Below are 13287 nucleotides of genomic sequence, written 5' to 3'. Positions count from 1 at the left end.
CGCTCCCTCGCCCCGTTCTTACGGGGAGAGGTGAAGAGGAGTGCGCGGCTCGAGATGATTGACCAGACCCTCACGCCTGCGCGCGCGCGTCCCTGCGCACGATCGGCGGCTTCGCATTCAGCGCTTCGACCTGGAAACCCGCGACGCGCTTGTAGTTGGCCGCGATGTCTTCCAGCTCCTCTTGCGACAGCACGTCGGTGACCACCTTGTACCCGTCCGGCGCGCGCTCCTCGACCAGCTGCATCACCTGCTCGGGGCCGTTCTTGCGGTTGAGCAGGACGAGGTCGGTGGTCGCGGGCCGGCGCTCGGCTTCATAGGCGAGCAGTGCCGCCTGCGTCGGGCCATGCGCCAGGATCTCGCGGGTGATGACGCGGGCGTCGAGGATCGCCTGCGAGGCGCCGTTCGAGCCGACCGGGTACATCGGATGCGCGGCATCGCCCATCAGCGTGACGCGGCCGAAGGTCCATTGCGACACCGGATCGCGGTCGACCAGCGGATATTCGTAAGCGTGCGGGCAGTTCTTGATCAGGGCGGGAACGTCGAGCCAGTCGAACGTCCAGCTTTCGAACCAGGGCAGGAACTCTTCCAGCCGCGCGGTGCGGTTATAGTCCTCGCGCCGCCACTGATAGGTCGGGGGCATGTGCCGCTCGGCGACCCAGTTGATCTGGTGGTTGCCCGCCGCATCCGGCGCCTTGCTGATTGGATAGCAGACGAACTTAAGGATCTCGTGGCCGGCCATGATCATGGTGCGGCTGGTGAGGAAGGCCTTTGCCGGCGTGACGCCCCGCCAGAGGATGCGGCCGTTCCAGATCGGCGGGCCTTCGTTCGGATAGAGCTTTTCTCGCGCGGCGGAATGGATGCCGTCCGCGGCGATCAGGATCGCGCCCTCGTACGTGCCGGCGGCCTTGCCGGTCGCCCTGTCGATGAACTCGGCGCGCACGCCGCCCGCCGTCTCGCTCCAGCCGGTCAGATGATGGCTGGTGAGGATGTTGTCGCGGCCGAGCCGCTCGACCGCGGTGTCGAGCAGGATCTGCTGGAGGGTGCCGCGATGGATCGAGAATTGCGGCCATTTGTAGCCGGCCTCCAGGCCGCGCGGCTCGCTCCAGATCGGCTTGCCGTGCTTGGAGAAATAGGCGAGCTCGCGCGTCCGCACGCCGCTGGCGTCCAGCCTGTCCAGCAGACCGAGCTCGATCAGCTCGCGCACCGCATGCGGCAGCACGTTGATGCCGACGCCGAGCGGCTTCAGTTCCGCGACGCTCTCGAACACTTTCGCGGGAACGCCGATCTGGTGCAGGCTGAGCGCAAGCGTCAGGCCGCCGATGCCGCCACCGGCGATGAGTACGGTCATGACAAATCCCCCTTCGATGGACGGCGTCTTCGCACAGCCGGGCGGCCGTGGGCAACTGCGAACAGGTCGCCTATGGACCGCGCGGCGGAGGACCGTTAACCTCCGGCTTTCCCCCATGAGGTCCGACATGCTCAAGCTCTACTACGCCACCGGCACCTGCGCGCTCGCCACCTACGTCACCCTGGAAGAAGCCGGCGCCGACTACACCGCCGAACGGCTGAGCTTCAAGGACAACCAGCAGAACAGCCCGGACTATCTCGCCATCAATCCGAAGGGCCGGGTGCCGGCGCTGGTCACCGATCGCGGCGTCCTGACCGAGACGCCGGCGATGCTGGCCTATCTCGCGCAAACCTTCCCCAAGGCGAAGCTCGCGCCGCTCGACGATCCCTTCGACTTCGCCCAGGTGCAGTCGTTCAACTCCTATCTCTGCTCGACCGTGCACATCAACCACGCGCACAAGATGCGCGGCGCCCGCTGGGCGACGGAGGAGAGCTCGTTCGCCGATATGAAGGCGATGGTGCCGAAGACCATGGCCGCCTGCTTCAAGCTGATCGAGCAGAAGATGTTCAAGGGGCCGTGGGTGATGGGCGATCAGTACACGATCTGCGATCCCTATCTCTACACGCTCTCGACCTGGCTGGAAGGCGACAGCGTCGACATCAATGCGACGCCGAAGATCGCCGATCACTTCAAGCGCATGTCCGATCGCCCCGCGGTAAGCAAGGTGATGGCGGCGCAGAAGGCGTAAGCGCAGCCACATACTCCCCTGTCGTCCAGGGCAAGCGTCAGCGCAGACCCGGGACCCATAACCCCAGGGAAAAGTTGCCGCGCGCGCTGACAACCGCGAGTCTTCGCCAAATCACGTCCTGTGGCTGGGTCCCGGATCGGCGCGCGCTTGGGGCGCGCTTGTCCGGGACGACACCGAGCTTGTTGAAGCTGCAACCTCACCCAGCCCTCCGCTTCTCCAGCTCCCGCCCCGTCTCCAGCATCAGCCGCCGCAGCCAGACCGAACCGGGGTCCATCTGCGCGCGGGTCGGATGGAACATGAACTGCTCGTCGATCCCGGGATCGAGCGGCGGCGTCACCGCGACGAGGCCGAGCTGCCGCGACAGCGCGGCGATCAGCCGGCGCGGCACGAAGGCGACGAGATCGGTGCGCGCGGCGACGTGCAAGGCTTCGAGATAGCCCGGCACGACCAGCGAGATATGTCGCTCGATCCCTTTGCTGCGTAGCCAGGTGTCGATGAGATCCTCGGCATTGCCGCGGATGATCACGCCGACATGGCCGGCGGCCAGGAACGCCTCGCGCCGCTTCAGCTTCGCTCCGACAGGATGGCCGCGCCGCACCGCGAGCGCGTCGCTGTCGGTGTAGAGCAACTGGCGATGAAAGCCCTTGAAGGCATTGCCGATCGAGATCACGAGGTCGATGGTGCGGGCGAACTCGGCGTGGAAGATCGCCGGCCCCCGCCACGGCACCACGTCGATGCGGACGTTGGGGGCGAGGCGCGAGACTTTCGCCATCAACGGCGGCATCAGCAGCTCGACCGCGAGATCCGGCATCATCAGGCGGAATTGCCGCTCGCTGCGCGCGGCATCGAAGTCATCAGGCACGAACAGCCCGCGGACCTGGTCGAGCGCCTGCGCCAGCGGTGCGCGCAGGGCCTGGGCCCGGGGCGTTAGCTCCATCCGTGCGCCCGTGCGCACCAGCAGCGGGTCGCCGAAGATGTCGCGCAGGCGCTGCAAGGCGTGGCTCGTCGCCGGCTGTGACAGGCCGATCCTCATGGCCGCGCGGCTGACATTGGCCTCGCGCAGCAATGCGTCGAGTGCGGTCAATAGGTTGAGGTCGAGCGAATTCAAATTCATGAGGCGAATAGATATCATATTTCATATCGATTTGAAGAATGCTGTCGGCCCGGCGATGATCTCCGCGTTGTCACCACGAGGAGATGCCGCCATGAGCGCGAGCGCCAACAAGAAACTGCTGCAGGATATCTTTGCCGCGGCCGCCAATCCCGATCCCGCCGCGCGCGACCGCGCCCTGTTCACCGCCAGTCTCGCCGACGACGCCAAATGGGTCGTGACGGGGCAATATTCCTGGTCGCGCACCTTTGCCGGCAAGGCGGCGATCATTGGCGATCTGCACGGCTATGTCCGCGCGCGCCTGCGTGACCGCACGCGCACGATCGCCCACCGCTTCATCGCCGACGGCGACATCGTGGTGGTCGAAGCCAAGGGCGACAACGTCACGCTCGAGGGCGCACGCTACGACAACGACTATTGCCTCGTGTTTCGGCTCGCCGACGGCAAGATCAAGGAGATCAGGGAATATTGCGACTCGGCTCTGACCGAGAAGGCGCTCGGACCGTTTCCACACACGGTCGCGAGGGTCGCGGGCTAACGGCATTGAGCACGATCTGGTCTGCCGGCTGGCGCCTTTCGTTTCGGCCTGCGAGGGTCGCATCGGTTTGGCGCAAGCTGGCGGAGATCATCCGGCTCCGGCGAGAGCACGCGCGGATCCATTGCCAGCTCGCGGCCATGAGTGAGCGGGAGCTTCTGGACTTCGGAATGACGCGGTCGGAGATTGCGTACGAGCTGAAGAAGCCTCTCCGATGGAAATCGAGCGATACAGGATGCAGCCTCCGACCACCGGCGTCGGCGCCGGTGGTCCGGAAGCAGCCCTGACGAGCGGCATGCATCGGTCTGCATGGCCCGGCGCATTCGCATGCGGCTTTGCATAGCTGCCGACAAAATCAGCAGATTTGGTGCGGGCCGAGCCCTGGCGCGCGAGGAATTTGAAGGTTCAATTAAGAAGTGTCCCCCATTGTGTCGCGGTGCAGCGTAGGCCGCCGCTGCCGGAGTGGCCGTGACGATCGCCGGAGTTGTTCGGTCCCTCGAATTTACATGCAATCTGGGTGGACAGTGGGAATGCCGAAATTTCGTTTGCGGATCAGGGGACGCCTGTACGCAGGCTTCATGGCCCTGGTGGCGGTCGGTCTCGTGATGGCGGTGGTTGCCGTCTGGAATTTGCGGGACGTGCAGGATCAGGTCGCAAGACAATCCGCCCTCTCCGACAGCACGGCGCGGGTGCTGGAAATATCGGCCCATCTGCAGGCAATTCAGCGCGCCAATCTGCGCTACGTCTACGACGCCAACGAGTCTGCAATGAAGGAGGCGCAAGAGCGGGAGACCGCGGCGAGCGAGCTGCTCCGGGTCGGTGCGCAGGGGACGCTGTCGGAGGAGCGGCGCGCGCTCTACAACGGCCTGATCGACGACATCGCCAAAATGCGACGCCTGCGTGACAATCTCGGCGACGCCGTCAACGAGACGAGAACAGGCAAGGCGACGCTGCTGCCGAGCGGAGAGGAGCTGGCCACCAAGACGGGCAAGCTCGTCGACGTGGCGCGCGCCGCCGTTGATGAAGATACCGCTTCCCTCGTCGCCGATCTCGAATCCCGCATTCTGCTCGTGAGGATCGCAAACTGGCGTTTTCTGGCGCTGCGCGATACCCAGGGACCTGCGAGCTTCAGGTCCAGTGTCGACAGGGCCGCGCAACGGCTCGCGGCACTCGAAAAGAGCCCTCAGGCGGCGGAGCTGCGAGCTGCACTCGCGCCGGTGAAGACTTCGCTCGAGCTCTACAAGTCGGCATTCGAGGCGACGTCGGCTGCGATGCTTCAGGCCGACGAGATCTACCACAAGAACCTCGCGCCCCTCATCGTCGACAGCATCGGCAAGCTCAAGACCGCGGAAACGACCCTGAAAAAGGACTACCGGGACTCGCGGAACAATGCCGAAGCCGTGCTTGCGGGAACGACGACCGTTCAGGAGATCGCAGGCATCCTCGCCATCCTGTTCGGCGGCATCGTCGCCGTCCTGATCGCCCGCAGCATCGTCGGTCCGCTGACCTCGATGACGCAGGCGATGGGGCGGCTTGCCGGCGGCAATCTCGAGGTCGAGATTCCCGGCCGCGGCAAGGCCGACGAGATCGGCGACATGGCCAAGGCGATCCAGGTGTTCAAGGACAACATGATCGAGACCGAGCGCATGCGCGCCGAGCAGGCCGAGTTCGAGGCGCGGCAGGCCGAGAGCCGCAAGGCCGACATGTCCAGGCTCGCCGATCAGTTCGAGCAGGCGGTCGGTGAGATCGTCAATACGGTATCGTCGGCGTCGAGCGAGCTCGAAGCCTCCGCAGGCACGTTGACCACGACCGCCGCGCGGGCCCAGGACCTCTCGACGGAGGTCGCCAGCGCCTCGCAGGAGGCCTCGGCCAATGTGCAGGCGGTCGCCTCGGCCACCGAGGAGCTCTCCTCCTCGGTCTCCGAGATCGCCCGCCAGGTGCAGGAATCCGCCCGCATCGCCACCGAGGCCGTCGGTCAGGCGAGCCGGACCAACGAGCGCGTCGGCGCCCTCTCCAGGGCCGCCGCGCGGATCGGCGACGTCGTCGAGCTGATCAGCACCATCGCCGGCCAAACCAACCTCTTGGCGCTGAACGCCACGATCGAGGCGGCGCGTGCGGGCGAAGCCGGCCGCGGCTTTGCGGTGGTCGCTACCGAGGTCAAGGCGCTCGCCGAGCAGACGGCCAGGGCGACCGGCGAGATCGCCCAGCAGGTCGCCGGCATCCAGGCCGCGACGGAGGAGTCGGTCGGATCGATCCGGGAGATCAGCGGCACCATCGAGCGGCTGTCGGAGATCTCGTCGACCGTTGCCGCGGCCGTGGAGCAACAGGGTGCGGCGACGCAGGAGATCTCCCGCAACGTTCAGCAGGCGGCCCAGGGCACGCAGCTCGTCTCGACCAACATCGGCGACGTGCAGCGCGGCGCCTCCGAGACCGGCTCGGCCTCCTCGCAGGTGTTGTCGGCGGCGCGCTCGCTGTCGGCCGACAGCAATCGGTTGAAGCAGGAAGTCGCCAAGTTCCTGAGCTCGGTCCACGCCGCCTAGCCGAAAGCGGACGTATCCTGCTGCATCGTCATTCCGGGGCGATGCGAAGCATCGAACTCCGGTGCGCGATTGCGCACCTGAGAATCTCGAGATTCTCCGGTGCGCAACAGCGCACCAGAGTTCGCCGTCCTGCGGCGCCCCGGAATGACTGCTATAGCGATCAGGCCACCTTGGTCGTCATATGCTTGAACATGTTGGCTCTGGCTTCGTCGTCCATCTCGGCCTTGAAGGTGAACTTGTCCTTCAGGGCGATGGCGCGCGCTGCCGCCGGGCGCGCCGAAATCTCGTCGACCAGCCGCTTCACGTTCGGGTATCGCGCAAAGGCGTCGTCGCCGAGCTTGAACGGCACCATCCGCGCCCAGCCCCACAGCGCCATGTCGACGATCGAATAGTTGTCGCCGACCATGTAGCGGCGGCCTTCGAGGTGACTATCGAGAACCTTGTAGTGGCGGTCGGTCTCGTACTGATAGCGGTTATGGGCGTAGTCGTGATTCTGGTCCTTCGGTGCAAAATGCTTGAAGTGCACGGCCTGACCGGAAAAGGGCCCGACGCCGCTCGCGACGAACATCAGCCACGACAGCAATTCGGCGCGGCTGGAGGGGAGGAATTTGCCGGTCTTCTCGGCGAGATAGAGCAGGATGGCGTTCGAATCGAACACGATGGTGCCACCATCGTCGATCGCCGGCACCTTGCCGTTCGGATTGATCTTGAGGAATTCCGGCGTGAACTGCTCGCCCTTGCGGGTGTCGATCTTCACCGGCTCGAAAGGCAGGCCGGATTCTTCGAGATAGAGCGCGACCTTGGTCGGGTTCGGTGATCCATTGAAATAGAACTTGAGCATCAGGCATCTCCCCGGTGTCTATTGCCGCGCGCGGAGGCGGCGTCATTGGGCGAGCCTGTCTTGCCTGAACCTCGTCGGAGAGAGCAACCGGCGAGTTTGCCGGGCGGTATCTGCGCCGTACGCAGATCAGGCGGCGTAACAGAGGCCGATTGCCGCCGCGACGACCATGGCCGCACCCACGGCCTCCAGCCGCAGGCCGAGCCGCGCGGCGAGATGCATGTCGGAGGCCCGCGCCGCGCGCTCCGAACCGCGCGAATAGCCGTGAACGATGACGTCGTGATTGAAAGTGTCGTGCGCCTCGTTGCTGCTGGCGAGCCCAACGCAGATCACGAGCACGCCGAACAGCGCCAGGCCGAAAAATCCGAGCAGCGCGATCAGGAACATCGGAAACATGCCGATCAGGAAGATCGGCAGCAGCGGCACCAGCAGCAATGTCTCGGACTGTCGTCGCATGGGAGCCCAACCGGTCAGGACGGGGCTGATCGGAGGAATCTAGTCCTGGCTGCCGCCTCATTCAAGCACCACTGCTGTCATTCCGGGGCGCGCCTCTTGGCGCGAGCCCGGAATCCATTGGGCCGCAAGTCCTGTGGTTGGATGGATTCCGGGTTCTCGCGGAGCCGGTCATCGGGCCACGCTGCGCGCGGACCGGTGGCGAGCCCCGGAATGACTTAGAGGAAACTACTCCGCCGCCATGCCGGCGCGGATCTCGGCGCGGAGCTCGTCGATCAGCTTGAGGCCCTTCTTGGTCTCGACGTGCCAGAAGGTCCAGCCGTTGCAGGCCTGCGCGCCTTGCGCCACCGCGCCGATGCGGTGGATCGAGCCGACCTTGTCGCCGAGCATGATGGCGCCGTCGGCGCGCACCAGCGCCCCTAACTTCTTCTTGGCGTCGAACAGCTTGGTGCCGGGCATGATCATGCCGCGCTCGATCAGCTCGGAGAACGCAACGCGCGGTGCCTCGCGCGCGGTCATGAACGGGGCAAGGCTCTCTTCCGGCAGCGGCTCGACCTTGGCGATGCGCGCCTCGGCGGCCTTGGCGTAGGTCTTGTCGCGCTCGAAGCCGATATAGGAGCGGCCGAGGCGCTTGGCGACGGCACCGGTGGTGCCGGTGCCGTTGAACGGATCGATCACGAGATCGCCGGGCTTGGACGAGGACAGCAGCACGCGCGCCAGCAGGCCTTCGGGCTTCTGCGTCGGATGCACTTTCTTGCCGTCGGCACCCTTGAGGCGCTCGTCGCCGGTGCAGAGCGGAATCAGCCAGTCGGACCGCGCCTGCACGTCCTCGTTGGCGGCCTTCAGCGCCTCGTAGTTGAACGTATACCCCTTGGCTTTTTCGTCACGCGCGGCCCAGATCATGGTTTCGTGGGCGTTGGTGAAGCGGCGGCCGCGGAAATTCGGCATCGGATTGGTCTTGCGCCAGACGATGTCGTTCAGCAGCCAGAAGCCGAGGTCCTGCATGATGGCGCCGACGCGGAAGATGTTGTGATAGGAGCCGATCACCCAGATCGTCGCCGACGGCTTCATGGCGCGGCGTGCGGCGAGCAGCCAGGCGCGGGTGAAGTCGTCATAGGCGGCAAACGAATCGAACTTGTCCCAGTCGTCGTTGACGGCATCGACATGGGATTCGTCGGGGCGCTTGAGATCGCCCTTGAGCTGCAGATTGTAGGGCGGGTCGGCGAAAACGAGATCGACCGAACCTGCCTGGAGCTTCGACATCTCGGCGACGCAATCGCCGACGATGATGCGATGCAACGGGCACTCAAAATTTGTGCGGGGCGCCCTTGCAGACGCCCCGCGACGCGACTCTACCATGACTCAAGAACTCTGACTCAGGCGACGCTGTCGGCGACGCGGGACCAAACAACCGACTGGCCGTTACATTGAACGGGCAAAGTAAAAATCGACTTAACCCGCCGCTTTCGTGAGCAGTCATCGCATCATCGTTCGCGCACAAATTGTTGCGCGGATTCGCCTTGTTTTGCAGTGTATTTCGCGATTGCGCGGCTCGCGCAATCGATCGTGGCGGGAAAAAGGCTGTAAATTTCTCTCGGAAAAAACTGCTCGGCCCTCGGAAAAATTTGCTGGCATCGACAGGCTGTCGCACTAGGCAATTTTTGCCGGCCACGATATTGATAAAAGCAACGGAAATTTTACGTATGTGGCGCGTTGAGCTTTCGCGCTTTCGTGCGTCGTCGAAACTTAAATCAGGGACCCCAGAGGAAAGGCCGCCATGCGTTACGATGACTTCCGCCGCAGCGACGACATCGAGGATCGTCGCGATGAAGGTGGTGGCTTTGGCGGCGGAGGAGGTGGGTTCGGCCTGCCGATGGGCGGCGGCGGGCTCGGCATCGGCACGATCATCATCCTCGGCCTGGTCGGCTACGCCTTCGGCATCGATCCCCGCATCCTGATCGGCGGCGCCGAGATCCTCACCGGCGGCGGCCATGCGCCGAGCTACCAGACCGATCGCCAGGCCTCCTCGGGCAAGCGCGGCGCGCCGACCGACGAGATGGGCAGCATGATCTCCGGCATCCTCGGCGAGATCGACGATCGCTGGAGCGAGATCTTCCAGGCCAATGGCCAGACCTATACCGGTCCGAAGATCGTCCTGTTCCGCAACGCCACCAACGGCGGGCGCTGCGGCATGGCACAGTCGGCCATGGGGCCGTTCTATTGTCCGCCCGACCGGACCATTTTTCTCGACACCGCCTTCTTCCGCGAGGTCGAGACGCGCTTCCGTGGCTGCTCCGGCAAGTCGGCGTGCAATTTCACCACCGCCTACATCATTGCGCATGAAGCCGGCCATCACATCCAGAACCTGCTCGGCATCATTCCGCGCGTGACGCGGCTGCAGCAGCAGGTCGGCTCGAAGGCCGAGGCCAATGCGCTCCAGGTGAAGGTGGAGTTGCAGGCCGACTGCCTGTCCGGCGTCTGGGTCAACCGCGAGGCGAAGAAGCGTCCGAACTTCGTCGAGCCCGGCGATATCGAGGCCGCGCTGACCACGGCGAGCGCGATCGGCGACGACACGCTGCAGCGCCAGGCCACCGGCCGCGTCGTGCCCGACTCCTTCACTCACGGCTCGGCGGCGCAACGCAAGCAATGGTTCATGACCGGCTATCAGCAGGGCACGGTCCAGGCCTGCAACACGTTCGGCGCGGGAGCGTTGTAGTATCCGTCATCCTGAGGTGCTCGCCTCTTGGCGAGCCTCGAAGGATGACGAGCCCCTGGCCCATCCTTCGAGGCCCGCCGTGCGGTGCGCTCGCACCGCACGGCGGGCACCTCAGGATGACGGCGGTGGTTGAGGAAGCAGGAGTGAAGTCATGGCCTCCATCGACGAATCCAAACAATTCATCCCGCTCAACATTGCGGTGCTCACGGTGTCCGACACGCGCGCACTGGCCGACGACAAGTCCGGCCAGACCCTCGCCGATCGTCTCACCGCCGCGGGCCATCATCTCGCCGTGCGCGAGATCGTTACCGACGATGTCGAGGCGATCCGCGCCGTGATCCGCCGCTGGATCGCCGATAGCGGCATCGACGTCGTCATCACCACCGGCGGTACCGGCTTTACCGGACGCGACGTCACGCCGGAGGCGATCGAGCCGCTGTTCGAGAAGCGCATGGACGGCTTCTCCATCGCCTTCCACATGCTGAGCCACGCCAAGATCGGGGCGTCGACGATCCAGAGCCGCGCCACCGCGGGCGTGGCGGGCGCGACCTACATCTTCTGCCTGCCGGGCTCGCCCGGCGCCTGCCGCGACGGCTGGGACGGCATCTTGGCGGCTCAGCTCGACTACCGCACCCGCCCCTGCAACTTCGTCGAGATCATGCCGCGGCTGGACGAGCATCTGCGCAGGCCGAAAGCGCAGGGCGCGACGGTGTGAGTGCGTTGTGCGGATAACGTCTTGCTGATCGAGGCACGGACCACCCTCCCCTGGAGGGGGAGGGTCGATCGCGCGCAGCGCGAGCGGGGTGGGGTGATCTCTCCACTCGGGCACTGTTGGATGTGGAGAGACCGTCACCCCACCCCGTCTCACATTACGCTGCGCTCCATGTGAGCCGACCCTCCCCCTCCAGGGGTAGGGCTATCGCATATGACTTGTGGCGGCGGCCTGCGCGCACGCCTCGTCCTTCGAGACGGCGCTTACGCGCCTCCTCAGGATGAGGCTAATCAGCGTCAGTGTTCGTTGAAACTGCTGCCGCGCACTCCGCCCTCATCCTGAGGAGCCCGCCCAAAGCGGGCGTCTCGAAGGATGGCTGCAGGGAAAAGCTCTCAAATGCGATAGCCCTGCCCTCCAGGGGAGGGTAAGGTCACGACGCGCGTTGTTACATTAAGACAGTCAGAGATCCAGCTCCCACGTTTCTCCGATCAGATCCTGCCCAAAGCTGTGATGCGGCTCGGTCGCGACGAGCTTGAATCCCGCACTCTTGTAGATCCCGCGGGCGGCGAGCAGGATGCTCTGCGTCCACAGCGTCATCTTGCTGTAGCCGCGCTCGCGGGCGCCCTGGATGCATTGCTCGACCAGCGCGCGGCCGACGCCGAGGCCCCGTGCTTTCTTCTCCACCTGCAACAGGCGGAGTTTTGCGATCTCGTCCGTGGCCTTGACCAGGAACACCGAGCCGACCGGCTCGCCGCCAACTTCCGCGATCCAGCAGTGCTCGCGCGCGGCGTCGTAGTTCCTGATGAACTGCGCGCAGATCTCGGCGACCAGCGCCTCGTAGCTGATGTCCCAGTTGTAGTCCGCAGCGTAGGCGGCAGCCTGCCGGGAGACGACCCAGCCCATGTCGCCGACGCGCTGGCTGCGCAGCATGAAGGAAGCGGGCGGGCTTCGGCGTTGCTCCAGCACGGCCTCGATGGTCGCCATGGCCTGCGTGAGCCGCGTCGCATCGCCGGGGGAGAGCTGAGCCAGCATCGCGGCGACCTCGTTTTGCGAGCTCAGGTTCAGCTTGGCGAAAGCCTGCCGGCCCTTGGCGGTGAGGCTGAGCTGGTATTGCCTGCGGTCCGCGGGCAGGGGCTTTCGCGTGATCAGCCCCTTCTCGTCGAAGCTCTGGACGATGCGGCTGAGATAGCCGGGATCAAGACCAAGCTCGTTGCCGATCTCTTTTGCGGCAAGATCGTCGCGATGGGCGAGTTCGTAGAGCACCCGCGCCTCGCTGAGCGAGAACGGGCTCTTGCCGAGGTGCTGGTCGAGCACGCCGAGCTTGCGGGTGTAGAAGCGGTTGAAGGCGCGGACCGCTGCGACATGGTCGCCGGCGGCCGGTTCAGCCACGGCGCTAGATGGCGAAGCTTTCGATAGCATGGGATCACCTCGATATTTGCCATTGTCAATTAATTATTTGACGTTGGCAAGTATCTCGGCTTCAGCCGACCATGACGATCCGGCTGCGCAGCATGGTCCGCGACGACCGGCCGAGCCGCCGCAGCAGCCGCGCCTCGGAATGGCGCGCGTGGGGCGGGTAGCCGCCGAGCCGGTCGTAATGATCACGCGCGATCAACAGCCCTTGATCACCGAGTGGGCCGACGAGCTTGCGCGCCACGGCCCGGAGGACGTCACGCAATGCGGTATTTTCGTAAGGTGAGCGCGCATAGCGGAACACTGCCGCACGATCCCGGCCGCTGGTGGCGACAGCCTGGATGAACTGGGTGGTCTCCTCGATCCAGCCGGTTTCCAGCACGGCACCGGCAGGCAGGAACATCAGCCACGGCGATCGGGCCTGGAGCGCGCCGGCGGCGAGCGCGGCGCCTTGCGAAGGTCCCTCGAAGCCGATGAAACGGCAGCCTGCGACGTCGGCAACGCGCTCGATGACGCCGTTGCGCGTGCCGTCGACCAGAAGCACTTCCCGGATCACGCCGGCGGCGGCGCCGGGGACCAGCGCGGCGAGGGTTGCGACCGCCGTCTGCTCGACGCCTTCGGTCGGAATGATGACGCTCAGCATGATTGAGGCTTCAGTGTCCGCACTTCGGGAGAAGCGTAGCGTTGCATGATGTTGTCATAGATCCGTCGTGCTGCCGAGTGCAACTTTCGGACGGCGCTTCGGCGTGCGATGGTAAACTGCGGCCAGTTCATTGCAGCGAAATGTGTCCGGCACGGGCAGGTCATATTGCCGAATGTTTCGGCACAAGCTGATCCTGACGGTATTAACCCGGAGCTTCGTGGCGACATTTC

The 13287-nt window shown here is 65.1% G+C and carries 12 protein-coding genes; 5 read left to right on the top strand and 7 right to left on the bottom strand.

Features of this window, described 5'->3' with window-relative positions; translation table 11 throughout:
• Positions 1 to 70: 70 nt before the first annotated feature.
• On the bottom strand, positions 71 to 1348 hold the full coding sequence (locus N2604_RS32840; RefSeq protein WP_260372117.1) for a flavin-dependent oxidoreductase: 1278 nt from the start codon (positions 1346 to 1348) through the stop codon (positions 71 to 73).
• A gap of 127 nt (positions 1349 to 1475) precedes the next feature.
• Here N2604_RS32840 and N2604_RS32835 point away from each other — a divergent pair, with 127 nt between their 5' ends.
• On the top strand, positions 1476 to 2096 hold the full coding sequence (locus tag N2604_RS32835) for a glutathione S-transferase family protein (protein ID WP_260372116.1): 621 nt from the start codon (positions 1476 to 1478) through the stop codon (positions 2094 to 2096).
• A 196-nt stretch (positions 2097 to 2292) separates the two neighbouring features.
• Here N2604_RS32835 and N2604_RS32830 read toward each other — a convergent pair whose 3' ends face one another.
• Entirely contained in the window at positions 2293 to 3210 is a 918-nt protein-coding gene (locus N2604_RS32830) for a LysR family transcriptional regulator (protein ID WP_260372115.1), read from the bottom strand.
• Positions 3211 to 3301: 91 nt separating this feature from the next.
• Here N2604_RS32830 and N2604_RS32825 point away from each other — a divergent pair, with 91 nt between their 5' ends.
• Both N2604_RS32825 and N2604_RS32820 read left to right on the top strand, forming a co-directional pair.
• Positions 3302 to 3745: a nuclear transport factor 2 family protein gene (locus N2604_RS32825; protein WP_260372114.1), complete on the top strand. Its 444-nt coding sequence runs from the start codon at positions 3302 to 3304 to the stop codon at positions 3743 to 3745.
• A gap of 527 nt (positions 3746 to 4272) precedes the next feature.
• Positions 4273 to 6282 (top strand): methyl-accepting chemotaxis protein, encoded by a 2010-nt coding sequence (locus N2604_RS32820; RefSeq protein WP_260372113.1) that lies wholly within the window; start codon positions 4273 to 4275, stop codon positions 6280 to 6282.
• 160 nt (positions 6283 to 6442) lie between these two features.
• Here the strand turns inward: N2604_RS32820 and N2604_RS32815 are convergent, their stop codons facing one another.
• The 3 genes from N2604_RS32815 to N2604_RS32805 all read right to left on the bottom strand — a co-directional run bounded on the left by N2604_RS32815 (position 6443) and on the right by N2604_RS32805 (position 8932).
• Positions 6443 to 7123 (bottom strand): glutathione S-transferase family protein, encoded by a 681-nt coding sequence (locus N2604_RS32815; protein ID WP_260372112.1) that lies wholly within the window; start codon positions 7121 to 7123, stop codon positions 6443 to 6445.
• Positions 7124 to 7249: 126 nt separating this feature from the next.
• Entirely contained in the window at positions 7250 to 7576 is a 327-nt protein-coding gene (locus N2604_RS32810) for a hypothetical protein (RefSeq protein WP_260372111.1), read from the bottom strand.
• Between the two features lie 225 nt (positions 7577 to 7801).
• On the bottom strand, positions 7802 to 8932 hold the full coding sequence (locus tag N2604_RS32805) for a site-specific DNA-methyltransferase (protein WP_260372110.1): 1131 nt from the start codon (positions 8930 to 8932) through the stop codon (positions 7802 to 7804).
• Between the two features lie 418 nt (positions 8933 to 9350).
• Here N2604_RS32805 and N2604_RS32800 point away from each other — a divergent pair, with 418 nt between their 5' ends.
• Together N2604_RS32800 and moaB are read left to right on the top strand one after the other, a co-directional pair.
• A complete protein-coding gene (locus N2604_RS32800; RefSeq protein WP_260372109.1) occupies positions 9351 to 10289 on the top strand; it encodes a neutral zinc metallopeptidase in 939 nt (312 codons plus the stop codon).
• 151 nt (positions 10290 to 10440) lie between these two features.
• Positions 10441 to 11004: a molybdenum cofactor biosynthesis protein B gene (moaB, locus tag N2604_RS32795; RefSeq protein ID WP_260372108.1), complete on the top strand. Its 564-nt coding sequence runs from the start codon at positions 10441 to 10443 to the stop codon at positions 11002 to 11004.
• A 456-nt stretch (positions 11005 to 11460) separates the two neighbouring features.
• Here moaB and N2604_RS32790 read toward each other — a convergent pair whose 3' ends face one another.
• A complete protein-coding gene (locus N2604_RS32790) occupies positions 11461 to 12420 on the bottom strand; it encodes a helix-turn-helix domain-containing GNAT family N-acetyltransferase (RefSeq protein WP_260372107.1) in 960 nt (319 codons plus the stop codon).
• A 61-nt stretch (positions 12421 to 12481) separates the two neighbouring features.
• Positions 12482 to 13057 (bottom strand): glycosyl transferase, encoded by a 576-nt coding sequence (locus N2604_RS32785; protein WP_260372106.1) that lies wholly within the window; start codon positions 13055 to 13057, stop codon positions 12482 to 12484.
• Between the last annotated feature and the right edge of the window lie 230 nt (positions 13058 to 13287).

It is taken from the genome of Bradyrhizobium sp. CB1015 (genome assembly GCF_025200925.1).
GTDB lineage: Bacteria > Pseudomonadota > Alphaproteobacteria > Rhizobiales > Xanthobacteraceae > Bradyrhizobium.
The sequence above is the reverse complement of the archived record's forward strand: the minus strand, read 5'-3'. Positions and strand labels throughout refer to the sequence as shown.

Excerpts from the sequence above, each read along its gene's own strand:
- N2604_RS32840 (WP_260372117.1), bottom strand. The coding sequence starts at position 1,348 with ATGACCGTACTCATCGCCGGTGGCGGCATCGGCGGCCTGACGCTTGCG.
- N2604_RS32835 (WP_260372116.1), top strand. The coding sequence starts at position 1,476 with ATGCTCAAGCTCTACTACGCCACCGGCACCTGCGCGCTCGCCACCTAC.
- N2604_RS32830 (WP_260372115.1), bottom strand. The coding sequence starts at position 3,210 with ATGAATTTGAATTCGCTCGACCTCAACCTATTGACCGCACTCGACGCA.
- N2604_RS32825 (WP_260372114.1), top strand. The coding sequence starts at position 3,302 with ATGAGCGCGAGCGCCAACAAGAAACTGCTGCAGGATATCTTTGCCGCG.
- N2604_RS32820 (WP_260372113.1), top strand. The coding sequence starts at position 4,273 with ATGCCGAAATTTCGTTTGCGGATCAGGGGACGCCTGTACGCAGGCTTC.
- N2604_RS32815 (WP_260372112.1), bottom strand. The coding sequence starts at position 7,123 with ATGCTCAAGTTCTATTTCAATGGATCACCGAACCCGACCAAGGTCGCG.
- N2604_RS32810 (WP_260372111.1), bottom strand. The coding sequence starts at position 7,576 with ATGCGACGACAGTCCGAGACATTGCTGCTGGTGCCGCTGCTGCCGATC.
- N2604_RS32805 (WP_260372110.1), bottom strand. The coding sequence starts at position 8,932 with ATGGTAGAGTCGCGTCGCGGGGCGTCTGCAAGGGCGCCCCGCACAAAT.
- N2604_RS32800 (WP_260372109.1), top strand. The coding sequence starts at position 9,351 with ATGCGTTACGATGACTTCCGCCGCAGCGACGACATCGAGGATCGTCGC.
- moaB (WP_260372108.1), top strand. The coding sequence starts at position 10,441 with ATGGCCTCCATCGACGAATCCAAACAATTCATCCCGCTCAACATTGCG.
- N2604_RS32790 (WP_260372107.1), bottom strand. The coding sequence starts at position 12,420 with ATGCTATCGAAAGCTTCGCCATCTAGCGCCGTGGCTGAACCGGCCGCC.
- N2604_RS32785 (WP_260372106.1), bottom strand. The coding sequence starts at position 13,057 with ATGCTGAGCGTCATCATTCCGACCGAAGGCGTCGAGCAGACGGCGGTC.